The organism is Pseudomonas sp. MS19 (assembly GCF_013277615.1).
Taxonomy (GTDB): Bacteria; Pseudomonadota; Gammaproteobacteria; order Pseudomonadales; family Pseudomonadaceae; genus Aquipseudomonas; species Aquipseudomonas marincola.
On record NZ_VBTO01000005.1, the window covers coordinates 151,631 to 176,209 of the forward strand.

The 24,579-nt window shown below is 57.4% G+C and carries 19 protein-coding genes and 2 tRNA genes; 12 read left to right on the plus strand and 9 right to left on the minus strand.

Annotation, left to right across the window (positions count from 1 at the left end; all coding sequences use genetic code 11):
* Window positions 1–45: 45 nt before the first annotated feature.
* A complete protein-coding gene (locus FEZ62_RS03080) occupies window positions 46–1,164 on the plus strand; it encodes an aromatic ring-hydroxylating dioxygenase subunit alpha (protein ID WP_172926782.1) in 1,119 nt (372 codons plus the stop codon).
* Window positions 1,165–1,248: 84 nt separating this feature from the next.
* Here the strand turns inward: FEZ62_RS03080 and FEZ62_RS03085 are convergent, their stop codons facing one another.
* From FEZ62_RS03085 to FEZ62_RS20915, 4 genes are all read right to left on the minus strand, one after another.
* The gene (locus FEZ62_RS03085) at window positions 1,249–3,693 is read right to left on the minus strand and encodes an EAL domain-containing protein (RefSeq protein WP_172926783.1); all 2,445 of its coding nucleotides are present in this window, start codon (window positions 3,691–3,693) and stop codon (window positions 1,249–1,251) included.
* 180 nt (window positions 3,694–3,873) lie between these two features.
* Window positions 3,874–4,218, minus strand: a complete 345-nt coding sequence (locus FEZ62_RS03090) for a YdbL family protein (RefSeq protein ID WP_172926784.1) — start codon at window positions 4,216–4,218, stop codon at window positions 3,874–3,876.
* 11 nt (window positions 4,219–4,229) lie between these two features.
* Entirely contained in the window at window positions 4,230–4,421 is a 192-nt protein-coding gene (locus tag FEZ62_RS03095) for a YnbE family lipoprotein (RefSeq protein WP_090510762.1), read from the minus strand.
* Between the two features lie 13 nt (window positions 4,422–4,434).
* The gene (locus FEZ62_RS20915) at window positions 4,435–7,050 is read right to left on the minus strand and encodes a YdbH domain-containing protein (protein WP_172926785.1); all 2,616 of its coding nucleotides are present in this window, start codon (window positions 7,048–7,050) and stop codon (window positions 4,435–4,437) included.
* Between the two features lie 873 nt (window positions 7,051–7,923).
* On the opposite strand from FEZ62_RS20915, the gene FEZ62_RS03105 reads away from it, so the two are divergent.
* Complete coding sequence (locus FEZ62_RS03105) at window positions 7,924–8,331, plus strand: SEL1-like repeat protein (RefSeq protein WP_090510755.1); 408 nt, start codon at window positions 7,924–7,926, stop codon at window positions 8,329–8,331.
* Window positions 8,332–8,509: 178 nt separating this feature from the next.
* The gene (gene rmuC / locus FEZ62_RS03110; RefSeq protein ID WP_172927064.1) at window positions 8,510–9,859 is read left to right on the plus strand and encodes a DNA recombination protein RmuC; all 1,350 of its coding nucleotides are present in this window, start codon (window positions 8,510–8,512) and stop codon (window positions 9,857–9,859) included.
* 23 nt (window positions 9,860–9,882) lie between these two features.
* On the opposite strand, the gene FEZ62_RS03115 is transcribed toward rmuC, so the two are convergent.
* Together FEZ62_RS03115 and FEZ62_RS03120 are read right to left on the minus strand one after the other, a co-directional pair.
* Window positions 9,883–11,130 carry an MgtC/SapB family protein gene (locus FEZ62_RS03115; protein WP_172926786.1) on the minus strand — a complete coding sequence of 416 codons (1,248 nt, stop codon included), beginning with the start codon at window positions 11,128–11,130 and terminating at the stop codon, window positions 9,883–9,885.
* Between the two features lie 67 nt (window positions 11,131–11,197).
* Window positions 11,198–14,680, minus strand: a complete 3,483-nt coding sequence (locus FEZ62_RS03120) for a PAS domain-containing hybrid sensor histidine kinase/response regulator (RefSeq protein ID WP_172926787.1) — start codon at window positions 14,678–14,680, stop codon at window positions 11,198–11,200.
* 264 nt (window positions 14,681–14,944) lie between these two features.
* Here FEZ62_RS03120 and FEZ62_RS03125 point away from each other — a divergent pair, with 264 nt between their 5' ends.
* From FEZ62_RS03125 to FEZ62_RS03145, 5 genes are all read left to right on the plus strand, one after another.
* Window positions 14,945–15,514, plus strand: coding sequence for a GNAT family protein (locus FEZ62_RS03125; protein ID WP_172926788.1), 570 nt, complete (start codon window positions 14,945–14,947; stop codon window positions 15,512–15,514).
* 6 nt (window positions 15,515–15,520) lie between these two features.
* Window positions 15,521–16,360: an AraC family transcriptional regulator gene (locus tag FEZ62_RS03130; protein ID WP_172926789.1), complete on the plus strand. Its 840-nt coding sequence runs from the start codon at window positions 15,521–15,523 to the stop codon at window positions 16,358–16,360.
* 87 nt (window positions 16,361–16,447) lie between these two features.
* Complete coding sequence (locus tag FEZ62_RS03135; protein WP_150548842.1) at window positions 16,448–17,158, plus strand: AzlC family ABC transporter permease; 711 nt, start codon at window positions 16,448–16,450, stop codon at window positions 17,156–17,158.
* A complete protein-coding gene (locus FEZ62_RS03140; RefSeq protein ID WP_069901716.1) occupies window positions 17,158–17,487 on the plus strand; it encodes an AzlD domain-containing protein in 330 nt (109 codons plus the stop codon). The genes FEZ62_RS03135 and FEZ62_RS03140 overlap by 1 nt, the downstream gene beginning before the upstream one ends.
* A 149-nt stretch (window positions 17,488–17,636) precedes the next feature.
* A complete protein-coding gene (locus FEZ62_RS03145; protein ID WP_172926790.1) occupies window positions 17,637–19,511 on the plus strand; it encodes an MFS transporter in 1,875 nt (624 codons plus the stop codon).
* A gap of 485 nt (window positions 19,512–19,996) precedes the next feature.
* Here FEZ62_RS03145 and sugE read toward each other — a convergent pair whose 3' ends face one another.
* The 3 genes from sugE to rdgC all read right to left on the minus strand — a co-directional run bounded on the left by sugE (window position 19,997) and on the right by rdgC (window position 22,464).
* Complete coding sequence (gene sugE / locus FEZ62_RS03150) at window positions 19,997–20,311, minus strand: quaternary ammonium compound efflux SMR transporter SugE (protein WP_069901718.1); 315 nt, start codon at window positions 20,309–20,311, stop codon at window positions 19,997–19,999.
* A gap of 152 nt (window positions 20,312–20,463) precedes the next feature.
* Window positions 20,464–21,405 carry a bile acid:sodium symporter family protein gene (locus FEZ62_RS03155; RefSeq protein ID WP_172926791.1) on the minus strand — a complete coding sequence of 314 codons (942 nt, stop codon included), beginning with the start codon at window positions 21,403–21,405 and terminating at the stop codon, window positions 20,464–20,466.
* Window positions 21,406–21,543: 138 nt separating this feature from the next.
* Window positions 21,544–22,464, minus strand: coding sequence for a recombination-associated protein RdgC (rdgC, locus tag FEZ62_RS03160; protein ID WP_172926792.1), 921 nt, complete (start codon window positions 22,462–22,464; stop codon window positions 21,544–21,546).
* A gap of 163 nt (window positions 22,465–22,627) precedes the next feature.
* On the opposite strand from rdgC, the gene FEZ62_RS03165 reads away from it, so the two are divergent.
* The 4 genes from FEZ62_RS03165 (at window position 22,628) to FEZ62_RS03180 (ending at window position 24,571) form a co-directional block, all read left to right on the plus strand.
* A tRNA-Val gene (locus FEZ62_RS03165) sits at window positions 22,628–22,703 on the plus strand.
* A 21-nt stretch (window positions 22,704–22,724) separates the two neighbouring features.
* Window positions 22,725–22,801: transfer RNA gene (locus tag FEZ62_RS03170), tRNA-Asp, on the plus strand.
* Window positions 22,802–23,023: 222 nt separating this feature from the next.
* Window positions 23,024–23,779, plus strand: a complete 756-nt coding sequence (locus FEZ62_RS03175) for an FKBP-type peptidyl-prolyl cis-trans isomerase (protein ID WP_172926793.1) — start codon at window positions 23,024–23,026, stop codon at window positions 23,777–23,779.
* 345 nt (window positions 23,780–24,124) lie between these two features.
* Complete coding sequence (locus FEZ62_RS03180; RefSeq protein ID WP_069901722.1) at window positions 24,125–24,571, plus strand: YkvA family protein; 447 nt, start codon at window positions 24,125–24,127, stop codon at window positions 24,569–24,571.
* The last annotated feature ends 8 nt before the right edge of the window (window positions 24,572–24,579 follow it).

Consider the following 24,579-nt stretch of genomic DNA (forward strand, 5'->3'; position numbering starts at 1 on the left):
GACTTGAACCGCTCACGTTGAAACCTTTTTGATCGAGCAGCGCCTATGTTGAAAAACCTCTGGTACGTCGTGCTTCCCGCGTCACAGCTAACCGCTGAATTAGCGCCTGTGCAGTTGCTCGGGCAGCGTTTTGTCGCGTTTCGCGACAGGGCGGGCAGGGCGCAATTGCTTTCAGATATTTGTGTGCACCGTGGTGGCTCGCTGTCTGCTGGGCGCAAGGTAGGCGACAGTGTGCAGTGCCCGTATCACGGCTGGCGCTTTGGTGCAGATGGGATTTGTACGCATATTCCTGCGCAGCCGCAGCTGCGCATTCCGGCTAAGGCGCGGGTCGATGCGTATCCAACCGTGGAGCGCTATGGTTGGATCTGGGCATTTCTGGGCGATCTGCCGGAGTCGCAGCGTCCGCCGTTGCCCACACTCGATTGGCTGGAAGACCCCGAAGTACGCGTGGTGTCCGGGCATTACGATTGGCAGGCGAGCTGGGACCGTATTATCGAAAACGGCCTTGATTTCGCGCACGCGCCGTTTGTCCATGGCTCTACATTTGGTGATGCCGAGCATCCGGAAATGGACGCATTCGATGTTGAGCTTGCCGACTGGAGCGCTCAGGCGCACATGACCATGCACAGGCCAAAACGCCAGGGTATGTTGCGGCGCAAATCTTCAACAGAGCGGGTCAGTGTCGGGACGGTGCCAGGCTTTCATTTATCCGGCCCATGTACCACCTTGGCGTTAGAACTGCCCAAGGGCTGGCGGATTTATATTGTCTCTGCGCACACCCCAATCGACGCCACCCACACGCGCACCTGGTGGATGATGGGGCGCACATTCATGCGCTCGCATCTGCTGGATCGAAAATTTATCGCCAGCAATATTCGCATTTTCGACCAAGACCATACGGTGCTGAAAAATGTGCGGCCGGAGCGAGTCCCGGACACCTGGCAGACGGAGGTCTCGGTTAAATCGGATGCGCTGCAAATTGCCTTTCGCAAGCGTGTGCAGCAACTTGAGCAACAGGGTTGGCGCATTGATGAGGCGCGTCTCGCCCGGGAATTTACCGGGCGTAAGGCCTGCGCAATCCCCAGCCCCGAGCGGCATAACGCCAAAGCGTGGGCGATCGAGCCCATTCCTGTAGTAGACGTCAGCGCTGACGGTGAATCGTAGAAACAGAGTTGGTCGCAGTTGGGCAAAAATCACTTTCGGCGTTTACTGCTTATTTGAATGCAACTGATGGCGGGCCGCACCCCTTCAATGGCTCGGCTGAACCGCGTGCTTACGATTTGCAAAAGCAGCACCACTGACAAGCGTACTTTCCTTGTTGAACGGGTGGGGTTTGGCGATGCCGTAGCCCTGTACGTAGTCGACACCGATATCTTCAAGCTCTTGGCGGATCTGCTCGTTCTCGACGAATTCGGCAATAGTTGCCTTGCCCATCACCTGGGCGATTCGGTTGATCATCTCGACCATCGCCCGGTCAATCGGATCGCTGAGCATGTCTTTGACGAAGCCGCCATCGATCTTCAGATAGTCGACCGGCAGGTTCTTCAGGTAGGCGAATGAAGACATGCCGACGCCAAAGTCATCCAGCGAGAATTTGCAGCCCAGCACCTGCAGTTCTTTGATGAAATGCATGGCGTCTGTGAGGTTGGCAATGGCGCTGGTTTCGGTGATTTCAAAGCAGATTTGCCGCGGATCAATGCCGGGTCGTTTGAGTTGCTGGCGCAGGAACGCGAGGAATTCGGGGTCGCCGATGGTGCTGCCCGAGAGGTTGATTGCACAGGTTTGTATCGGTTCTAGCCCGGCATTTTTGCGCTCGATGATAATGCCCAGAGCATTTTCTACCACCCAATGGTCGAGCATTGGCATCAGCCCGTAGCGCTCGGCGGCGGGCATGAAGTGGCCGGGTGCGACCAGTTGATTGTCTTCGTCACGCAGGCGCAGCAGCAACTCGATGTGAATACCGTTGTCGAGGTCCTTCTGCGCGGGCATGATTTCCTGGGCGTAGAGCTCAAAGCGGTGCTCTTTGAGGGCTTGGTGAATACGCTGTGCCCAGGCCATTTCTCCGAAGCGCAACGACAGTTCGGTGTTTTCCGGATGATACAACTGCACGCGGTTGCGGCCTTTATCCTTGGCCATGTAGCAGGCGACATCGGCCGCACGCAGAGAGTCCTCGAGCGTGATCTGGCTCTGTTCCAACGTGACCAGGCCAATGCTGGCACTCACATTAAAGCTGCGGCCATTCCAGCTAAAGCGCAATGCCTCTACTGCCAGGCGTAATTGTTCGGCCAACTTTGTCGAGATCGCCGCCGGGCAGTTTTCCAGCAGCACACCAAATTCATCGCCGCCGAGGCGGGCCAACGTATCGTTTTCACGCAGGCAGCTTTGCAGCGCAGTACAAACCTGGCGCAGTAACTGGTCACCAGCCGCGTGGCCGCAGGTGTCGTTGATGATTTTGAACTGATCGAGGTCGAGGTACATCAACGCGTGCTCGCTCTGCTGTTGTTGCAGATTTTCGAGGCTGCGCGATAGCCGGCGATCAAACTCGCGGCGGTTCAACAGGCCGGTGAGGGCATCATGGCTCGCCTGCCATGAGAGATTGGCGATGTATTGATGCTCGCGGGTCATGTCGTGCAAAACCAGCACCATGCCGCTGATTTTGTCCTGATTACGGATCGGCGCTGCCATAAGCGTGACCACCACGGCACTGCCATCGGCACGCATGAGCTTATGTGCAGCGGTCTCGTTGTTGTCTGATGACATCTGCTCAAGGATCGCGGTCGCCGGTGCGACTGACTGCGTTCCGGCATCGGGTAGCAGTTTGTCCAGTGCCAGACCCGAGGCGTTCGCTCCGCGCCAACCGGTAAGCTGCTCGGCAGCCGGGTTCATGTAGTCAATTTTGCCGGCATCGTCGATGGTCAGAACCGCATCACCAATAGACGCCAGAGTGATTTGCACCCGCTCTTTCTCCGTTGCCAGGGCGTCTTCAAATTCGCTGCGTTGGCGCATGAGCTTTGCGGTGCGGGATAAGGCCAGCAGAATTAAAGCAGCAGCAATGCTCAGATTGAGCCAGATCAGGACCTCATTAAGTGAGCGCGAGCTTCTCCCCAGCTCAACACTGAACTGTTCTGTGAGTGGGGTCGCGTTGCGGTTGAGCTTGTATATCTGGGCTTTCCAGTTGGCTATCTGCTGATCATTTACCTGACCGCTTGCAACTGTTTGTTCGATCGTACTCGCCAGCTGCTCGATTTCGACCAGGAACGCATCAGCCTCATTCCAGATAGTAATGGAGCTGCTCATGAAACCGAATCGGCTGAAATTGCGGTACAGGGTCACCATGCCAGGGGCATCTTGCGGGTCGATTCCGCCAGCAACCAGGCTTTTTTGAGCGGCATGCGGATCAAAAACCGGGCTTTCGAGTGCGCTCTTGGCGTGTTGGAAGTTCAGCGGGGCAGCAATGGCCTGCTGGTATTGCTTGAGGTAGATCTCATCCGGCTTATCGACATACAAGCCCAGAAAGAAGATTGCATCTTTATAGCCCTTGGACCAGAGGCTTTCACCATTGACGTAGGCGCGGACCGAAGACAACACATTCAGACTGATGAGCAGCAGCAGTGCCTGGAACAGGGCAATGCCGATAAAGGGCCAGATCAGTGAGAGTAGGTGTTGTTTTTCTTTTGGGCTTTCTGGACTCATACCGCTTCCTGTCAATTCAGAAACTACAGCGTGCGCGTCAACCAATACTGATCCTTAGTATGTATATCGGCCCCATTGGGGCTAAGTTAAGCAGGCACAATTAATTCTGCAGGAGCGCTGAGTATAGAGGTCCTTGGTTACTGGGCAAGCACCGGCCCGAAGCCGGTGCGCCTGCCACAGTTATTTCTTGATCCACTTCCCATTTAGCTGGATGTACTGGCCTGCCGGGGTCTTCTCGATGGCTTTTTTACCGGCAATCGCCTCGACATCGGTCTTCTGAATGCCATTCTGCTGAGCCAGCTTCTGGTATTCGTTGGCCCGCGCTTGGTTGATTAACTTGGTGATCGCATCTGCCTCGCCAGCAGACTTGACCACGCCGAGGTAGCCATTGGGCATTTCGCCCACCAAGCCATTGGCTTTGGCGTTGCCCAGTTCGGACATGGCCTCGTTGAGGCTCATGGCAAGGGCCGGCAAGCTCAAACTGAGCAACAGCATCAGGCTGGCAATTCGTTTAGGCAGGGTCATGGTGTGGCTCCTCAAAACAGTCCGCTTGATTCACTGAACATGCTGTCCAGTGCTTTATCAACTTTGATGTAGATCTCGTGTTCGATCTTGACGTTGAGATTGATATTGATCGGCTCGTTCGGCACCGCCAGTTGCACCGTTGGGGTACAGGCTGTGCTCAGTAAAGCTAGCAACACCGCAGCGAGTGCGTAGTTGATGCGCATAGTGCGTACTCCCTTATGGGGTTTTGGGCGAGGTGGATTTATTGTTGCGCTCCAGGATGAACTTTTGCACCCGCCGCTGAATAATCTCACTCACTTTATCGCTCAGCTGCAAGCTGGCCAACAAGGTGGGTATGTTTTCTTCCAGATTTATGTTGAAGTGGATGGGGCGACCGTTCTCTATTGCCGGATTTTGCCCTTCTAGGCGCAAGCCTAATTGCAGTTTGCCTTGCTCGCTGTAGCCAACGTCGCTGTTAAGCGTGGTGTAGTGAAAATCCTCCAGTGATTGCGCCACCAACTGCATCGCCGGATTGCTCTGGCCCAGCGCCTTGATCTTGTCATTGTTGAAGCGCAGGCGACCGCCTGGCGCACGTGCGTGTATTTCGCCTTTGTCGATATGCACGCCTTGGCGAGTCGCGATCATCGGCAGGTAGCCGTCAATCAGCCCGCTGCCAGAAAGCCCTTCTGCGGGGTACAGGGCGAACAGCGTTTGTAACTGCAGTCCCCTCACATTAACCGGGAACCGCCACTGGTTTTGGCTCATGTCCCATTGGCCGGCGGCCATGTTGACGTTGCCACCAAGCAAGCCAGCCTGCGCAAGATTCAATTTGAGCAGGCCAGTGTCCAGTGTGTTGAGTTTCGTGTTGTAGCTGCCGCGTAGCTGGATCGGTCCGACCGGAATCCCCGGATTGGCTTCCTCGATTTTTAGTGTTTTGATATCGGCGCGCAGGTTTTGGCCGTCGAGTTGCAGGCGCACATTGCCATCGATCCCGCTGATCTCAGTTCGATCATAAATCCCGCCAACGCCCTTGCCAGTAATGTTGGCGTCCAGTTTCAGCTTGCCATTGCCGGCTGGCAGGTTGAGCGTCGCATCAGCCTTGAGTTTGCCCTGATTGAGATCCAATAAGGTGGGCCAGCTTTTCAGAGTCTTGGCCAGAGGGTTGCCGGCGCGCAAAAACAGCTCAGCAAGTTCGGCCTCAATTGTCAGGCCGTTGCTGGCGTAGCTGATTTTTGCCGGCAGTTGCAGGCCGCTATCGGCGCTGAGCTTGCCATCAAGGTTCAACTGCAATGGCGTGTCACCGGCATGGCCGGCACCTTTTATAGAGCCCTGCCAATCCCAGCCCAGGCTGTGCAACTGTTCATGTTGAAGGCGTTTGCTAGAAAGTTTGAGCGCGCCGTCCATTTGCCAGCTATCGGCTATAGAAGGGGTGCTTGCGCTGAATTCAAGGCCGCTGGTGCTGGCTTCGAGGTTGCTCAGTTTTACGCCTGCGCCACTTAACTGGCTCAACTTTAGCGTCGAGTTTTTCTTGATACTCAACTCGATGGCCTCTGCATCGGCGTAAGCATCCAGCTGCAGCTGCGCTTTTGGCGTGCTCAGTTTGTAGCCCGTGTATTCAAGGCGCGGGGTGTCGGCAGTCAGGGTGGCGTCGGTCAGTTGCAGTGCCCATGGCAGGGAGTTGGCGAGCGCAAGATTGCCTTGCAGGCTGATATTGCTGGCTCCCTTGCTGACTAAATCGAGTGTCAGCGGCAGTGAGCGACCCGCCAGTGTGGGCGCTGGATTGGCCGCAGCCGTTGTAGGTTGGACGCGCAACTGCAAAGCCTCGACCTGTAGCTCGGCAGGCAGCTTGGCGAGTAGATCCGCCGGCAGGTATTTAAGGCCAAGGTCGGCCTCCAGTCGCTTGATCAGCCAGCCTTGTTCATTGCTGTCTGCCGCCAACACCAGCATGCCTTGCAACTGGCCGATCCCCGGCACAGGCCAGGGCTCGGGCAGGTTGGCTTGTACATCGACAGTGCCCGTTGCGCTGATCAGCTGATCAAGGCTGGGTGCGTGCAAATCCCAATTGGCCGCCAGCGATGCCGCGCCGGGTGCTTGTGGCAATGCCGTGTTCGCCGGCAATACCCAATGGCTGAGCCAGCGTTGTAAAGTGGTTGCCTGATTGAGATCGGGCGCTGCCAGATTGCCGCTCAGCGCAAGGCCGTCGGCTGCATTATGCGCAGTAAAGTGCAGACCCAGCTGCGGCTGATCGTCTACCAATACGCCAAGCTGGAGTTGCAGGGTTTGCGGGCTAATTTCCAGCTCGCTGGACAATGCAATGCGTTGTTGCTGTTCTCGCAGGTCGAGCTGCACTTGCAGCTTGGCGGGCGAGCTTGCCAGTTTGTTCAGCGTTGCAGAGCCGAGCAAGGTGCAGCGGCCGCTGGCGCAGGGCAGTGTGGCGCGCAGGTTGTCGATTTGGCCGGTGAGGGGCAGCATCCCGGCAATCTCATTCAGTTGGTTGAGGACGCTTTCGGCGCTGGCTTGAGTGGTTTCCTGCGCCGTGCCTGGCTGCCAGTCAACAGTGGCCTGACCAATACGTAGATGTTGCCAGAACGGCGGCAGGGTGCTGAATTGCCGCCACAGCAAATCCACCTCGCCGAGTTCCAGCTGCAAGGCTGCACCCTCGCTGCCGTGTTGCCTGAGGCTCAGTTGCCCGACATGGACGCCTTGCAGCGATATCTGCAGTCCCTGCCAGTCAATGTCGTCGATGCCCTGGCTTTGCAGCACGCGCTGGGTATTTATGTAGGCCAGGACAGCGAGCACGATCAGCAAAACCAGCAGGCCGATGAGGCTGTGCCCAAGTCGCCAAATTTTCACAACAATTGTTCCATCAGGGCTTTGCGTCCTTTGCACGGCCTTAAGCGATCAGCAGATGGCTGCAAGTTTAGCCGAGGGCTGAATGTGCCGTGGACGTTACCGCATGCAGGGATATGTGCCAATCGACGGGCTGTGATTCTGGGCAGAGCGGGGCGTCTGCGCCACTGACCTCAGCACTGCCACCCTCAATCAGCCAGGAGTTATCCACATCAGTGGCGTCGGCAATAAAGCTGCGGGCGGTTTAACTGCGCGGAGAGTGCACGCTGAGGGAAGAAATAGTGGTAATGAATCGCCAGCAATCGACGGGCCAATAGCGCTTTTAAAGCCGGAAGATTTTTTACCCGTCAGGCATTTTCGGTTGGCCACACGAACAATTGTCATATTGTTGTGCGCGTCGTGTTGTCGCACTAAAGGCTAATAAAGTTTTTATTGATTTTTACGCGATGCGCTTGGGCTGTGGATTTCAGCGAGGTGGCCGATTGGCGGTGTAATGAGCCGTGGTTATAAAGCGACTGAAAATGCCCTGAAAAAGGGCATCAAACAGTTATTTTAAATTGACTTGTGCACATAGAAGATGCGCCTTATGACGCTTGATTCAGTCCCGCGCGTAAATCCTTGATTCTGCTTAAACATTTTTTAAGTCAATGAAAAATATCAATTTTTTTTCTGGTGAAAAAATCGTCAGTTTAACCTCAGGCCCCGTAGCATCAGCGCTTTGAGGCATTGCTCCCATCTTACCCCCAGAGTTATCCACAGCTTCTGTGGATTGTCTTGCGGCATTACCGGTCCGAGCAAAAATTGCTGTTTGCAGGGGTTTACCTCTGAGAAAAAAGGAGTAGAGTTGCGCGCCTTTCCATCTACCGCTGTTTTCTCATGCCTCGCGTTCTGCCACGTCTCACTGCTGATACCTCCAATGCCTCTTCCAAGTTGCCCACCCGGGTTGCGATCTGGTTGCTGGACAGCCCACGCCTTGGCCATGCGCCAAGTGTTAAGCGCTTCGCTGGACGACTGCTCAAGCAGCCGGCCCGTGAAGGGGAAGTGTTGGCGCAAAGCCGTCTTGGGCAAATGCTTTGCCGCGATTGCGGCAACCCGCGTGACCGTCGCATGGGCATGGAGTTGTTGCGCCACGCCGCGCGTGCCGGAGACAGCCATGCTCCGCTGGAGCTGGGCCGTTACTACTTGAAGCCACGCCACAATGAGCCACAGCGCGCCCGCTATTGGCTGGAACTGGCGGCAGCCCGCGGTTCGCAAGAAGCCAAAAAACTCCTCGACGAGGTTTAATGAGGCACTGACGTCCGCTTGAACTACTGGTTATACTTCCAGTTATATTCAAGCGGAGATGCCCATGCCTTTCGATCTGCCTTCCTTAATGATCGGCCTCGCGGCTGCCGGGATTCCCATGCTCGGGCTGGCGCTGGTGTTCCAGCGGCGCATCGTTGCGCTCCGCTCCGAAACCGAATTGCTCCAGGAACGACTCAGCGGGGCGCAACTGGCGCAAGCCGGATTAACTGCGCAACTGGAAGACGCCCGCCACGAACTGGCTGAAATCAGCGAGATCAAATCCGACCAGCAAGCTGAGCTGGCGGCGACCCGCCGCGAAACAGAACTGTTGCAGCATGAGCGGCAGGTCGCCCGCGAGGCGGTGCAATCCTGGCAAGCCCAGCGTGAGCAGCAGGAAGCCGAGTTGCGCCGTCTGGGAGCCGAACGGGCTGCGCTCAGCGCCGAGTTGCGTGAACAGCAAGACAGCCATCAGCAGCGTTTGCAGGACTTGCAGGGTTCACGTGACGAGCTGCGTGCGCAGTTTGCCGAGCTTGCCGGGAAGATTTTCGATGAGCGCGAAAAGCGTTTCGCCGAGACCAGCCAGCAGCACCTCGGGCAATTACTCGACCCGCTCAAGGAACGCATACAAGCCTTCGAGAAGCGCGTCGAGGAAAGCTACCAGACAGAGGCCCGCGAGCGCTTCTCGCTGGGCAAGGAGCTTGAACGCCTGCAGCAACTCAATCAACGTCTGGGTGATGAGGCGACTAACCTGACCCGTGCCCTGCAGGGTCAGAAAACTCAGGGCAACTGGGGTGAGCTGATTCTGGAGCGGGTGCTTGAGCATGCCGGGCTTGAGAAGGGGCGTGAGTATCAGACCCAAGTCAGTTTGCGCAGTACCGAAGGCGAGCGTTTTCAGCCCGACGTGTTGATTTATCTGCCAGGCGACAGGCAAGTGGTGGTCGATGCCAAGGTCAGCCTCACGGCTTATCAGCAGTATGTGGCCGCAGAAGATGACACAACCCGCCAGCAAGCACTCAAGCAGCATGTGTTGTCGTTGCGCAGTCACCTGAAGGGGTTGTCGCTGAAGGATTACCAGCGCCTTGAAGGGCTGCACAGCCTTGATTTTGTGCTGCTGTTCGTTCCTATCGAGGCTGCATTTGCCGCGGCGCTTCAGGCTGATCCGGGGCTGTTTCAGGAGGCATTCGAGCAAAATATCGTGGTGGTCAGCCCGACCACATTGCTCGCGACGTTGCGCGTAACAGACGGTCTGTGGCGTCAGGAGCGGCAAAGCCAGAACGCCCGTGAAATTGCTGAGCGCGCGGGCGCACTCTACGACAAGTTCTACGCCTTTATCGTCGACCTCGATGAAATGGGCTCACGCTTGCAGCAACTCGACAAAGCCTATGGCGCCGCCCGCAACAAGCTCTGTGAGGGGCGTGGCAATATCATCAGCCGGGTCGAGAACCTCAAGCTGTTGGGCGCGCGCGCCAGCAAAAGCCTGTCTCCCGAGTTACTTGAGCAGGCAGCAGGTTTGCCATTGGAGGAATAACCTCCCGAACAGTGGTTGCACGCTCACTGCAAGAACAGCGCAGTCAGCCCGACTGCCAGTCCGGCCAGCATGATCGGCACCGTGCGCCACGCCAGCGCCCGGTCGCCAATCAGCATGATCAAGAGTGCCTTGACCAGACTGTTGACCAGCGCGGCGATGAATATTCCCTGATAAGCCACGGTTGCGCTCAGGTCGCTCAGTGAGCTGCGCGCCAGCGTCAAGCTGATGGCATCGACATCGGTAAGCCCGGACAGTGCCGATACCAGATACACCCCGGTATCGCCGAGCCAGTAGCGACCGGCTTCGACCATGAACAAAATGGCCACCAAAAGCAGGGCGAAGCGCAATGCCGGCGCCAGCTCGAAGGGGTTCTTCAATGGCGGTTCGACCTCGCCCTGCAACTCTTCACCTGCGGTGCGAAAATGCAGCAGTGCACCGGCTGCATAGACCAACGCGGCCAAACCAAGCGGCAAAATTAGCTGGGCGAGGAGTTCACGGTTAACGGCGGCGGTGATCAGCAAGATGCGCGGAAACATCAGGGCCGAGGTGGCGAGCAGGCCGCAGGCGAGAATCGAGCGTAAGCGCTTATTGTCATGCAGGCGGGCTAACGTCAGGGTCATCGCGGTGGACGACACCAAGCCGCCCAGCAGGGCGGTGGCGACGATGCCGTAACGGGTGCCCACCAACCGAATCGCCACATAGGCGGCGAAGCCGATTCCGGCAATCAGTACCACCATCCACCATGTCGTGTAAGGGTTGAAGACCTGCCACGGGCCGTAGCCGACATTCGGCAGCACCGGCAGCATCACCAGCGAGATGAACATCAGTTTCAGCGCGCCGCTGAGTTCGGCAGCGGTAAGCTTACCGACCACTCTGTGCAGCGGTTCTCTCAGGCTGAGCAGCAACGCGATGATGACCGCACAACCGGCAGCGATTTCGCGGTATTCGCTGACCGCCAGGCTGCCCAGAAGAAAGGTCAGCACCATGGCGATTTCGCTGCTCAGGCCGCCCGCGCCCTTTTTGCGCTGTTCACTGGTGTAGCCGAGCACTACAAAGACCACCAACAAGCTGATCCACGCGGCAATGCCGAACTTTTGCGCAAACAATGCAGCCAGGCCACCAAGCAAGCCGACCAGGCCGTAGGTGCGAATGTCCGCCACCAGTCTGTTGCTTTCCTCGCTACGCTGGCTCCAGCTGCGTTCGGTGCCAATCAGTAAGCCCAGCGCCAGGGCTGTAAGCAAATTCAGGGCTAACTCGATTGTTGGCGTCATGCGGGTGTCCCATCACCGAAGTTCTCCCTAGTCTAGCTGCGCAGATGGGACACAGCCTCGTTACACATCAGCGCAGGGTCAGGTGACGGCTCAAAAGGGCGCGCAAGGCAGCCGGTTTAACGGGCTTGGCCAGGTAATCCAAGCCTGCGGCATGCACCTCGGCGATGAGTTCAGGTCGCCCGTCGGCGCTGATCACCACGCCAGGCACGGGTTCGCCAAGACGCGTGCGCAGCCAGCCCATTAGCTCAGTGCCTGTTTCGCCTTCATCCAAGTGATAGTCGATCAGCGCCAGTTGCGGGCGCACATCCTCATTGAACAGCGCTTCGCATTCGGCGCGGCTGCGCGCTGTCCACACCTGACACCCCCAGCGCGAGAGCAAACTCTGCATGCCGGTGAGAATGCTGTCTTCGTTGTCGATGCAGATAACTTGCGTGCCGTTAAGCAACTGGCCCGGTTGTTCCGTGTGAGCAGGTGCAAGCTGGGGCTTGGGTTGCGGGTTGCGCGCCAGCGGCACGGTAACGCTGAACACGCTGCCCTTGCCCGGCCATGAGCGCACTTCGAGGCTGTGGTTGAGCACGCGGCAGAGGCCGTCGGCAATCGCCAGGCCAAGGCCGAGGCCTTTTTCGGCGCGGGTCTGATGGCTGTCGAGGCGTTTGAACTCTTCGAAGATCACCGCACGTTTGCTGTCCGGAATTCCCGGGCCACGGTCCCAGACCTCCAGACGCAAATGCCCGGCCTGACGGCGCACGCCGAGCAGCACGCGGCCTTGCGAGTAGCGGAAGGCGTTGGTCAGGAAATTCTGCAAAATCCTTCGCAGCAGGCGGATATCACTGTCCACACGCAAGCGGGTGCTGCGCATGTGGAAGTCGCAGTGATACTCGGATGCCATGACCTTGAACTCGGCGCCCAGCGTGTCGAACAGATTGCTCAGGGGGAAAGCGTTGCGGTCCGGGGTAATGCGTCCGCTTTCCAAGCGAGAAATATCCAGCAAGTCGCTGATCAGGTCTTCGGCTGAGCGCAGTGAGCTGTCCAAGTGATGTACCAGTGTTTTCGCCTCGCCCGGCAACTCGTTTTCCTGATGCGACAGCGCCGCAGAAAATAATCGCGCTGCGTTGAGTGGCTGCATCAGGTCGTGGCTGACTGCTGCCAGAAACCGGGTTTTCGACTGGTTGGCGGATTCGGCGTGAGCTTTCGCTTCGCTCAGGGCAAAGTTCAGTTGCGAGAGTTCATGGGTGCGCTCGGCAACCCGCTGTTCCAGGCCTTCGTTGGCGCCCTTGAGGGCTTTCTCGGCGCGGCGGAATTCGGTGATGTCGGTGAAGCTCATTACAAAGCCGCCGCCCGGCATCGGGTTGCCGATCAACTCAATCACCCGGCCGTTGGGGAACAGGCGTTCAGAGGTGTGCGGTGTGCCCTGGCGCATCCAGTACAGGCGCTTGCTGACGTTAGCCTCGACGCTGCCCTCGCCGAACAGGCCGCGTTCAGCGTTGTAGCGAATGATGTCGCCAATCGGCCGGCCGACATGAATCAGGTCTTCCGGGTACTCAAATAGCTCGATGTAGCGATGGTTCCAGGCCACCAGCCGCAGCGACTGATCGACCACACTGATGCCCTGGGTAATGTTCTCGATGGCGCCTTGCAACAGCGCCCGGTTGAACTGCAGGACCTCAGAGGCTTCGTCGACGATGCGCACAACATCTTCAACTTGCATCTCGCGGCCCTCGATTGCCGCTTTCACCACCGCACGCGTTGAGGAGGCGCCGAGGACACCCGCCAGCAGGCGCTCGGTGTGGGCGATCCAATCGGTATTGGCCGGATGGCTCGGGTGAAAGTCGATGCCTTGCTTCTGAGCGAAACGAACGAAGCTCTGACGCGCACGGTCCTCACCGACAAAGCGGCTTGAGAGCAGTAGCAGGTCGGCGATTTGCACCGCCAGCATGCTGCGCCCGCTGGGCTTGTGGCCAAAGTCGTGACCGATAAAGCGCCCGGCCTGCCAGTGTTCGGAAACACGCGTGCGCGAGAAGAACGAGACCCAGGCAAACAGCGTGAAGTTAGCCGCCAGTGACAGCACCACGCCACGGGTAAGCGGGTCGACCTCAAAGCCTACCGGCGCATAAAGCAGTGCATGCAGGCCCGGCACGCTGTGAGAAGAAATGCCCAGGCTCTCGGCAAGCAGCGGCACAACCAGGGTGTAGAACCAGAAGAACGCGCCAACCGCGAGGCCGGCAAATACGCCCCGGCGGTTGGCTTGTTTCCAGACCAGGGCGCCAAACATCGCCGGGGCCAGTTGGGCAATGGCGGCGAAGGAAACCTGGCCAATAGTGGCCAGGCTGGTGCTGGAGCCCAGTAGGCGGTAACACACGTACGCCATCAGCAGAATCAGGACGATGCTCACTCGCCGGGCAGAGAGCATCCAGTGTCTGAACGCTTCAAAAGGGCGCTCGGTGTTTTGTCGGCGCAGAAGTAGGGGCAGTAACATGTCATTGGAAATCATAGTCGACAGCGCGACCGATGCGACAATCACCATGCCAGTGGCCGCCGAAGCGCCGCCAATAAAGGCCAGCAGTGCCAGCGCCGGATGCGCCTCGGCCAGCGGCAGGCTGATCACGAAGGAGTCGGGCGTGACGCCGCTTGGCAGCAGCATTTGGCCCGCCAGTGCGATGGGAATCACGAACAGCATGGCCAGCAGCAAATACAGCGGGAACACCCAGCGCGCCAGACGCAGGTCGCCGGACTCGATGTTCTCGACCACGGTGACGTGGAATTGGCGCGGCAGGCAGACAATCGCGATAAAGGCCACGGCAGTTTGCACCAGCATCGACGGCCAGTTGACCGCCACATTCCAGAACTCATTCAGCTCCGGCGCGACGCGGGCCTGGCCAAGCAGGTCGCCAAAACCGTTGTAGAGACCGAAGGTGACGAATGCGCCGACAGCCAAAAAGGCCATTAATTTGATGATCGACTCAAAGGCAATCGCCAGCACCATGCCGCGGTGGTGTTCGGTGACATCGAGGTTGCGTGTGCCGAACAAAATGGTGAACAGCGCCAGAACCAGAGACACGATCAGCGCGGTGTCTTGCGCGCGGGTGCCGGTGGCGCCAGCGCCCGAGCCGATCAGCAGGTTCACGCCGAGCACGATGCCTTTGAGCTGCAAGGCAATATAAGGCAGTACGCCAACCAGGCAGATGAGTGCGACAACCACGGCCAGCGGCTGTGATTTGCCGTAGCGCGCGGCAATGAAGTCGGCAATCGAGGTGATGTTTTCCTGTTTGCTGATCAGGATCATCTTCTGCAGCACCCAGGGCGCAAACAGCATCAGAATGATCGGGCCCAGATAGATCGGCAAAAATGACCAGAGTTGCTCGCCGGCCTGTCCCACCGCACCGAAAAAGGTCCAGCTGGTGCAGTACACCGCCAGCGACAGGCTATAAACCCAGGCGCGAATTTTCGGCGTTAGCGGGGTGCGGCGACGGTCGCCGTAAAAGGCAATACTAAAAAGCACCGCCATGTAGATCAGGGCGACTCCGGCAATCAGCCCGCTGGACAACGGCATGCAAACTCCAAGCACAAAACTTAATAAGACTTGCCCAGTCAATTAATACGCTGCGTTGTGATGTTTTGGGCAACCAGACAACGGTTTAACGGGCAGTGGCGGATAGTGTCGCAGCAAAGGCTGCATTCGTCAGTCGCGACTAAGGTCGCAAACAGTTAAAACTCATATGTGCGCTGATTGTTTGGTTTGTGAACCAGCGCTCAGCCTGTTAGCGTTGCCGGTTTGCATTCAGGCACCGTCTGCGTGAGTGAAAGGAGGGACGGCATGTTCAAACCCCAGTTGATTACCCTGCAACGCGGCGCATTGCGGATTGAGCCGATGATGGACGCGGACATTCCGGCGCTGGTGTCGCTCGCCGAAGCCAACCGCAATGAACTCATTTATATGGGCGGCGCACAACGTCTGGACTGGTATCGGCAGGGCATCGTCGAGCAGCAGAACAGCCGCGCGTTGCCGTTCACCATTCGCCTGGGCACTGAAATAGTCGGCACCACGCGCTACGCCGACTTTATGCCGACGCTGCCCGCGTGTGAGATCGGCTGGACCTGGCTGGATAAAGGCCAGCATGGCACCGGCTTGAACAGCATGATCAAATACCTGATGCTGCGCCACGCGTTCGAGGGCTGGCGCATGGTGCGTGTGCAGCTGAAAACCGCTTCCAGTAATTTGCGCGCACAAGCTGCCATCGAGAAAATCGGTGCGCAGCGCGAAGGTATTTTGCGCAATCATCGCCGACTCTCTGAAGGACGGCTGGATGACAGCGTGCTGTACAGCATTACTGATCAGGAGTGGCCAGCGGTGAAGAAAATGATCGAGTCAGGATTCGGCGGTTAAGCAAAAATGAACGAGGCGCTGGAGCAAACCCGGTTTTGGCAGGCCAAGGGCCTGGCTGATGTTGAACTATTGCACGCACGGTATGTGCAGCAGCGGTTTGCGCCGCATGTTCATGAGGGGTTTGTGTTTACCGTTATCCAGAACGGCGCACAGCGCTTCCGTCATCGCGGCAGTGATCACCTTGCCCCGCAAGGCAGCATGGTGCTGATCAATCCCGACGAAGTTCATACCGGCTCCAAAGCGCATGACGATGGCTGGCGCTACCGGGCTTTTTATCCCGACAACCGCCAGGTGCAGGGCGTGTTGCAAGAGCTTGATCTGGCGGGATCAGGCTTGCCTGGCTTTGCGCTAAGCGTGCTGCACGACCCGCAACTGCATGCCGCTTTTACCGGTTTGCATCAGTTGCTTGAAGGCGGTGCCGATGCCTTGCAGCAACAGATTGTCTGGCGTGAGGCCATTCTTTTGCTATTTCAGCGCTACGCCAAGGTCGCCGAACCCGCTGCGCCCGGCCGTGAAACCCGCGCGGTTGAGTTGGCTAAGGAGCTGCTTAACAGCCAGTTAGCCGCGCCGCCGTCGCTTGAAGAGCTGGCCACTGCGGTGAATCTCTCGCCGTTTCACTTTGCCCGGGTCTTTCGCCGCGCAACAGGTTTGCCACCGCATGCATGGCTCAAGCAGCGGCGTTTGGTGCAGGCGCGGGCACTGCTCAAGCAAGGCTGCATGCCGGCGCAGGTGGCCATGCAGCTCGGTTTCTCTGATCAGAGCCATCTGAGCCGTCAGTTCAAGCAGGTGTATGGCGTGGGGCCGGGCGCTTACCGCAATGCCAGCGCTGGAATAGCCTCGCTCTGAGTGGTCGCACAACAAACGCGCAAGTGAGCAATATCGTTCAAGATCGACCAATTCGGCTGCGCTAGGCTGTGGGTCAAGGAGAAAGCTATGACCCGTTTTCAGGAATTCAATCAAGGTGTCCGCGACATGTTGCCCATGCTGTTAGGGGCGCTGCCGTTCGGCATTATCTATGGCAGTTTGGCGGGGGCGGCTGGCCTCACGCCTTGGCAAACCCTCGGGATGTCGGTGTTTGTATTTGCAGGCTCCGCCCAGTTCATTGCCATCAGCCTGCTCAGTGGCGGCGTCGGCCTGACGGTCCTGTTGCTTACAACCTTCGTGGTCAATCTTCGCCACGCGTTATACAGCGCCAGTTTGCAGCCGTATGTGCGTCACCTGCCAACGCGCTGGCGCATGGCGCTGGCATTCTGGCTGACCGATGAGGCGTTTGCCGTGGTGCAGCACCGCTATGTGCTGCGCGACGAATCCATCTACAAGCACTGGTATTTTCTCGGTGCCTCGCTCGCCATGTACGTCAATTGGATTGCGTGCACGATTATTGGCATGGTATTCGGCCAGTCGGTGCCCAACTTGGGCGAGTGGGGCCTGGACTTCGCCATGCTGGCGACCTTTATCGGGATTGTTGTGCCTATGCTGCGCAATCGTCCGCAGATAGCCGCTGCACTGGTTGCCGCCGCCGTCGCGTTGGTGTGTCACGCATTGCCTTACAAGCTGGGCCTGATGGCGGCAGCATTTAGCGGGATCATCGTCGGCGTGTGCCTTGAACGGCGCGTAGTTGCAGTGGAAGGGGAGGTGGCCTGATGGAAAACTGGATACTGATATTCGGCATGATGGTCATCACCTACAGCATTCGCTACAGCCTGTTCGCATTCCCGGATTTACGTTTTCCGCCGCTGGTGCGCCAAGGCTTGCACTATGTGCCAACGGCCGTGCTGACAGCGATTGTAGTGCCGGGCATGCTTATCCCGGATGGCCAGCACTGGCAGTTTTCGGTGAACAATGCCTATTTGATCGCCGGGCTCATCACCATTGCCATCGCGGCGCTGACCCGGCACTTGCTGGCGACAATTGGCGGCGGTTTGCTGGTGTTCTTTCTCTTGCGCTGGGCCATGGGCCAATTGCCTGTATAGGCATGGCTGGACGCTGTATTGGCAGGAAGCTGTAGGCTTTTAGTCGTGCGCTTTTGCAGAATTGTTGGCAAATAATCCAACACGAGTGTGGCTTTCTTTGCGGCTGTTACAGTCAAATGCTCAACGAACCCGCACAAGGTACACGGAAGATGACCCAGCACTCTCAGTTCGCATTGCTTCGCACAAGGCGCTTCTTGCCGTTCTTTTTGACCCAGTTACTCGGCGCCTTCAACGACAATGTGTATAAGCAGGCGCTGATTCTGGCCATCCTGTTCAAGCTGACCATCAGTGCCGACCGCGATTTGCTGGTCAACCTGTGTGCGCTGTTGTTCATCCTGCCGTTCTTTCTGTTCTCCGCACTGGGCGGCCAGTTTGGCGAGAAATTTGATAAAGACTGGTTGATCCGCAAGATCAAATTTGCCGAGATCATCATCATGCTGGTTGGGGCTGCCGGCGTGTTGCTCGGCAATTTGCCGCTGATGCTGGTTACGCTGTTTGCCATGGGCACTCAGTCGGCCTTGTTCGGGCCGGTCAAGTATTCGATTCTGCCGCAGCACCTTGAAGAGACTGAGCTGATTGGCGGTAACGCACTGGTTGAGATGGGCACGTTTCTGGCGATCTTGGCTGGCACCATCGGCGCCGGTGTGATCATGGCAAGCAGTGACTATGCCAGCATCGTTGCAGGCTCGGTCGTTTGTGTGGCGGTGCTGGGTTATCTGGCCAGCTGTAAAATTCCCGCCGGGCCGGCCGCATTGCCCGGGCTGGTGCTGGACTGGAATATCTTCCGCCAGTCCTGGCTCACCATGAAATTAGGCCTGGGGCAAACGCCTGCGGTTTCCCGCTCTTTGGTCGGCAACTCGTGGTTTTGGTTTCTTGGCGCGGTTTATCTCACGCAAATCCCGGCGTACTCAAAAGAATGGCTGTACGGCGATGAGAGCGTTGTAACGCTGATTCTTACCGTGTTTTCGCTGGGCATTGGCTTGGGTTCGATGCTGTGCGAGAAAATGTCGGGCGAGAAAGTCGAGATCGGCCTGGTGCCCTTTGGCTCAATCGGCCTGACTATTTTCGGCATGCTGCTGTGGTGGACCTCGGGCGGCTTCCCCGAAGCGGCGCAACCGCACGACTGGATGGCAGTGCTTGGGTACGCGCAAGGGTGGGCGATACTCGGCTCGATTCTCGGCATTGGCCTGTTTGGTGGCTTCTACATCGTGCCGCTCTATGCGCTGATTCAGTCACGCAGTGTCGAGAGTGAGCGGGCGCGGGTTATCGCGGCAAACAACATTCTCAACGCGCTGTTCATGGTGGTCTCGGCCATTGTTTCGATTGTGTTCTTGACCGTGGCCGAACTGTCGATTCCGCAGCTTTTCCTGGTTATCTCGCTGATGAACATCGCGGTCAATGCCTACATCTTCAAGATCGTTCCCGAATTCACCATGCGCTTCATGATCTGGCTGCTCAGCCACTCGATGTACCGGGTTGAGCACAAGGGCCTGCAATCGATTCCGGATGAAGGCGCTGCGCTGCTGGTGTGCAATCACGTCTCGTTTGTCGACGCGCTGCTGGTAGGGGGCGCGATTCGCCGGCCAGTCCGGTTTGTCATGTACTACAAAATCTATAACCTGCCGGTGCTCAACTTTATCTTCCGTACCGCCGGCACAGTGCCGATTGCCGGCCGCAACGAAGACTTGCTGGTGTATGACGCGGCGTTCAAGAAAATTGCCGAGTACCTGCGCAATGGCGAAGTGGTGTGTATTTTTCCCGAGGGCAAATTGACTGCCGATGGCGAGATCAATGAGTTCAAGGCTGGCGTCGAGCGGATACTTGAGCAAACCCCGGTTCCGGTCATCCCAATGGCGCTGCAGGGGTTGTGGGGCAGCTTCTTCAGCCGGGATCCGAACAAGGGCTTGCTGAAGCGCCTTTGGTCACGGATTACCTTGGTTGCAGGCAACCCTGTCGAACCAGAGCACGCCAATCGACAATACTTGCAAACGCAAGTCAGCGAACTGCGCGGCGCAACCCGCTAGCCAGCGGCGGAGAAGCACAGGGTGGGCAACGGACAACAAAGCGGCGTCCACCCAAACACCGCCAACACCCTAATCCCCGGTCATTCCAATATCGGAGGATGGATAGCGTGCAACGCACCGCAATCCGTCATAACCCTCGCAAGGCCAATAAATCCCTAGGATTAAACGTCCGCCAGCCAACACCTATCCCGCCGGTATAAATCCCACACCAGCCAAATATCCGCCATGTCCGCCAATCCCGGAGGATGGATAGCGTGCGAAGCACCGCAATCCGTCACAGCCATCGCAAGATCAACAAATCCCTCGGATTAAACGTCCGCCAGCCAACACCTATCCCGCCGGTATAAATCCCAACCCAGCCAAATTCCCGCAATGTCTGCCGATACCGGAGGATGGATAGCGTGCGAAGCACCGCAATCCGTCATAACCCCCGCAAGATCAACAAGTCCCCCGACCTTCCGCTCCAATACACCGGACGCTCAGGCTCAATGGCTCAGCTTCAAACCCAACAAGCCACACACAATCAACCCGACGCTTATCAAACGCATCGCGCTCATCGACTCTCCAAACAAAATGATCCCGGCAATTACGGTGCCCACAGCGCCAACGCCCGTCCAGATCGCATACGCGGTGCCCAGCGGCAGTTGTTTCATGGCGAGGCCAAGCAGGCCGAGGCTGATAACCATGGCCGAAACAGTCAGAACGGTTGGAAGAGGGCGAGTGAAACCGTCGGTGTATTTCAGCCCGACAGCCCAGCCAACCTCGAACAGGCCGGCGAAAAACAGAATGATCCAAGACATAGCACACCTCAACTGGGCAGTTAAGGGGCCGTCCCCGGATGAATCACGTCATGCGTGTGAGGTCGTCCTCAGCCCGCTATTTTCCACACTGGGGGGCCAAAGGCAAGCCAAGGCGCCGGCAGGCCAGCGCCTTGGCTTATCCGGTTCTATTGCTACTGGGCTTTATCAGCATCGCCCATGCGCCGGTAGATGCTCGCCAGCAGCGGCCCGGACAAATTGTGCCAAACGCTGAACAGCGCGCTCGGTACTGCAGCCAGTGGCGAGAAGTGTGCGCTGGCAAGCGCTGCACCCAGCCCTGAGTTTTGCATGCCCACTTCAATCGACAGGGTTTTGCGCTGCGCCAGCGGCATGCCCATCAGGCGACCTGCAAAATAGCCCAGACCCAGGCCAATGCCGTTATGCAGAATCACCACCGCCATGATCAGCAGGCCCGACTCGGCGATCTTCGCCTGACTCGCCGCTACAACGGCGGCGACAATCAGCACAATGCTGACCACCGAGACCAGCGGCAAAACGTCCACCGCCAGTTTTACCCGTTCGCCCAGCAGGCGCTGGACCACGATGCCAAGCACGATCGGCAGCAAGACCATTTTCAGGATCGAGATAAACATTGCCGCGAACGACACGGGCAGCCATTCGGAGGCCAGCAGCCAGATCAACGCGGGCGTGACCAATGGGGCGAGCAGGGTGGTCACGGCGGTGATCGATACCGACAGCGCGACATCGCCGCGGGCAAACCATGTCATCACGTTCGATGCGGTGCCGCCCGGGCAGCAGCCGACCAGAATTACCCCAACGGCAATCTCGGCGGGCAGATTAAGGACCTTGCACAATACCCATGCCAGCAGCGGCATGATGATGAACTGCGCAAGCACCCCGGCAGCCACACGCACGGGATGGCGCGCGACCTCTTTGAAGTCCTCGACCTTCAAGGTCAGGCCCATGCCGAACATGATCAGTCCGAGCAACGGCACGATATAGGCGGTGAGCGGCAGAAAGTGTGCTGGCAACAGAAACGCCAGCACGGCGAACAGCAAGACCCAAACAGCAAATGTATTGGCTACAAATCGGCTTAAAGCAGCGAGTGCACGCATAGGACATTCCGAATTTGACAGCGCGACCCGAAGTGGCACCTCACAGAACGTATGCGAGTAATTGACTCGCTACCTTTTGCAAAGGCCTTTCATTATGAAGTCGGGTGCGCCGTTCTTATTGATAGGGGAGTGGCTGGCTTAAATGCCCTGAGGCGTGTCTTCGCCGCCCAATGCTTCGAACAACGGCGGCAGAAACTCGACCAGTGTCATCATCATCAGCGTGAAGCTGGCATCGAGTTGGCCCAGGTTGTCGTCGCCGCCATCCTGTTCAGCCTGATCCTGCAGCAGGTCGTCAAAACGCAGACGCTTGATGACCAGCTTGTCGTCCAGTACGAAAGACAGCTTTTCCTGCCAGGCCAGAGCCAGTTGAGTTACTTGCTTGCCGCTGCTCATGTGCAGTTGGATTTCTTCACCGGCCAGATCCTGACGCTTGCAGCGCACGATCCCGCCATCTTCGTGGGTGTCGCGCAGTTCGCACTCATCGCCAATCACAAAGTCGGCGGCGGCTTTCTGGGTGCTGACCCATTCAGTCAGGGTGGCTGACGGGGCGATCTTCACGGTGAGCGGACGTACTGGCAAGGATCCCATGACTTCACGCAGCGTCGAGAGCAGGTCTTCCGCACGCTTGGGGCTGGAGGCGTCGACCAGAATCAGGCCCTGTGCCGGAGCGATTGCCGCGAAGGTCGCAGACTTGCGGATGAAGGCGCGGGGCAGGAATGCCTGGACGATTTCATCTTTGATCTGGTCGCGCTCTTTCTTGTAAACCTTGCGCATTTGCTCGGCTTCGATCTCGTCGACCTTTTCCTTTAGTGCATCACGGACCACGCTGCCCGGCAGAATGCGTTCTTCTTTACGGGCAGCAATCAGCAGGAAGCCCTGGCTGCTGTGTACCAAAGGCGCGTCGGCGCCTTTGCCAAACGGGGCTACAAAACCATAAGTGGCGAGTTCCTGGCTTGCGCATGGGCGAGCAGCCTTGGTTGCCAGGGCAGTTTCCAGTGCTTCGATATCAAACGGAACATTCTGGGTGAGGCGATAAACCAGCAGATTACGAAACCACATGGCGGGGTGACTCTCCATTTACACAAAGGGGGGCATTATTCTCCCCTAAAGCCTTCAGGCCAACCCTGAGCTAAGTCTTTGGCGTATCAATAAATTATTTTTTGCAAAGGGGGTTGCCAAGGTTCGAAATGCTATCTAGAATGCGCACCACTTCGAGAGTGAAGGGTGATTAGCTCAGCTGGGAGAGCATCTGCCTTACAAGCAGAGGGTCGGCGGTTCGATCCCGTCATCACCCACCAACTCGCTTTTTGAAGTTACGCGCAGCGGTAGTTCAGTTGGTTAGAATACCGGCCTGTCACGCCGGGGGTCGCGGGTTCGAGTCCCGTCCGCTGCGCCATTTTTTCCCCCTCCTGCTTCATCCCCTAATATCCTGTAATCCTCTTCCTGCAATATTCATCGACTTGTCGATATTCTCTGCTGTTCCTTGTACTTCCCCGCAAATAGCTGAACTTATTAGCATTTTCCTGTTCTGATCGATGTAGCCAGTGATCCCGTAGGCCTGATAAGCTCGCGCTTTCACTCAATTGCCTAAATTGGGCGCACCGAACAAGGAATTAGCATGAAACAGCATCGTTTAGCAGCTGCGGTAGCCCTGGTAGGGCTGGTGCTTGCTGGTTGTGATTCTCAGACCAATGTTGAGCTGAAAACCCCGGCGCAGAAAGCGTCTTACGGGATCGGCCTGAACATGGGTAAGAGCCTCGCGCACGAAGGTATGGATGACCTCGACTCCAAGGCTGTTGCACTGGGTATCGAAGATGCGGTCGGTAAGAAAGAACAGCGTCTGAAAGACGACGAGCTGGTAGAAGCTTTTGCAGCCCTGCAGAAGCGCTCGGAAGAGCGTCTGGCCAAGATGAGTGAAGAAGCCGCTGAAGCTGGCAAGAAATTCCTCGCAGACAACGGCAAGCGTGATGGCGTTACCACCACCGATTCCGGCCTGCAGATTGAAGTGATCAAAGAAGCTGATGGCGCTCAGCCAAAGCCGACCGACACAGTAACCGTTCACTATGAAGGCAAGCTGACTGACGGCACTGTATTCGACAGCTCGATCGAGCGTGGTACGCCGATTGATCTGCCTGTGAGCGGCGTGATTCCAGGTTGGGTTGAAGGCCTGCAATTGATGCACGTTGGCGAGAAAGCCAAGCTGTACATTCCAGCTGAACTGGCTTACGGCGAGCAGAGCCCGAGCCCGGCAATTCCTGCCAACTCGGTTCTGGTTTTCGACCTTGAGTTGATCTCCATCAAGGATCCGGCAGCCGCTGCTGCTCCGCAGGAAGAGCCTGCTGCAGCACCGCAAGAAGAACCTGCTGCCGAGTAAAGCAGCCGGTGACTAAACAGCGCCCCGTTTATACGGGGCGTTGTTGTTTTTGGCGGCGAAAATGCACCTTCCGGAGGCATTCTGGTGTACAGGTGTTACGGTTATGCACATTGTGGGAACACCATTGATCAGTCATTTGCAATGATCGATTAAAAACCTTTGTTATTTTTAACTTGTTGATTTTATTGACTTTTTTAAGCTGTCCAAAAAATCGCCGATCTGACGCCAGCCCGCATGGGGTGGGCGTTTGCTAAGCTCATTAAGAATTTGTTAACAAGGTTATCCACAGCTTCGGTGGATAACCGCTAGCGGGCCTGCAAATACGCGGGTTGTCGAGGAGTCAGCATGAAAGCACCTTGGAATTTCAGTCGATATCTGGCACTGGCCAAGGGATTCATCCGTCGTGGCAGGTTGCCTTCTTTACTCGCATCGGTTGCACGAAAGAGTGATCGGCAAGCGATGCGTCTATCTGGCCTCAAAGACGATTTAAAACTGTTTCAGGCGCTATGTGTTGCCTGGTTCAGGGGTGACTATCGGGCAATAAGTACCCAGGCGTTACTGGCGGCTGTCGGGGCGTTGTTGTATTTCGTTACACCACTCGATGGGTTACCCGATTGGATACTCGGTTTTGGTTACATTGACGACCTCGCCGTGCTGGCTTGGGTGGCGCGAACCTGGAGTGATGAGTTGCAGGCTTTTCGCCTCTGGCGCGAGCAGCAAACACCCGAGCAACAGTTATTGCTCGAACATATACCCGACCCGGATGAGAGCCCTGCGCTGCCTGTCGAATAAGCAGGCGC

Coding starts and splice junctions, on each gene's coding strand:
- FEZ62_RS03130 (WP_172926789.1), top strand. CDS start 15,521: ATGAACGAGGCGCTGGAGCAAACCCGGTTTTGGCAGGCCAAGGGCCTG.
- FEZ62_RS03115 (WP_172926786.1), bottom strand. CDS start 11,130: ATGACGCCAACAATCGAGTTAGCCCTGAATTTGCTTACAGCCCTGGCG.
- FEZ62_RS03085 (WP_172926783.1), bottom strand. CDS start 3,693: ATGAGTCCAGAAAGCCCAAAAGAAAAACAACACCTACTCTCACTGATC.
- FEZ62_RS03095 (WP_090510762.1), bottom strand. CDS start 4,421: ATGCGCATCAACTACGCACTCGCTGCGGTGTTGCTAGCTTTACTGAGC.
- FEZ62_RS03125 (WP_172926788.1), top strand. CDS start 14,945: ATGTTCAAACCCCAGTTGATTACCCTGCAACGCGGCGCATTGCGGATT.
- FEZ62_RS03090 (WP_172926784.1), bottom strand. CDS start 4,218: ATGACCCTGCCTAAACGAATTGCCAGCCTGATGCTGTTGCTCAGTTTG.
- FEZ62_RS03120 (WP_172926787.1), bottom strand. CDS start 14,680: ATGCCGTTGTCCAGCGGGCTGATTGCCGGAGTCGCCCTGATCTACATG.
- FEZ62_RS03180 (WP_069901722.1), top strand. CDS start 24,125: ATGAAAGCACCTTGGAATTTCAGTCGATATCTGGCACTGGCCAAGGGA.
- FEZ62_RS03175 (WP_172926793.1), top strand. CDS start 23,024: ATGAAACAGCATCGTTTAGCAGCTGCGGTAGCCCTGGTAGGGCTGGTG.
- FEZ62_RS03135 (WP_150548842.1), top strand. CDS start 16,448: ATGACCCGTTTTCAGGAATTCAATCAAGGTGTCCGCGACATGTTGCCC.
- FEZ62_RS03145 (WP_172926790.1), top strand. CDS start 17,637: ATGACCCAGCACTCTCAGTTCGCATTGCTTCGCACAAGGCGCTTCTTG.
- FEZ62_RS03140 (WP_069901716.1), top strand. CDS start 17,158: ATGGAAAACTGGATACTGATATTCGGCATGATGGTCATCACCTACAGC.
- FEZ62_RS03155 (WP_172926791.1), bottom strand. CDS start 21,405: ATGCGTGCACTCGCTGCTTTAAGCCGATTTGTAGCCAATACATTTGCT.
- FEZ62_RS03105 (WP_090510755.1), top strand. CDS start 7,924: ATGCCTCGCGTTCTGCCACGTCTCACTGCTGATACCTCCAATGCCTCT.
- sugE (WP_069901718.1), bottom strand. CDS start 20,311: ATGTCTTGGATCATTCTGTTTTTCGCCGGCCTGTTCGAGGTTGGCTGG.
- FEZ62_RS03080 (WP_172926782.1), top strand. CDS start 46: ATGTTGAAAAACCTCTGGTACGTCGTGCTTCCCGCGTCACAGCTAACC.
- rdgC (WP_172926792.1), bottom strand. CDS start 22,464: ATGTGGTTTCGTAATCTGCTGGTTTATCGCCTCACCCAGAATGTTCCG.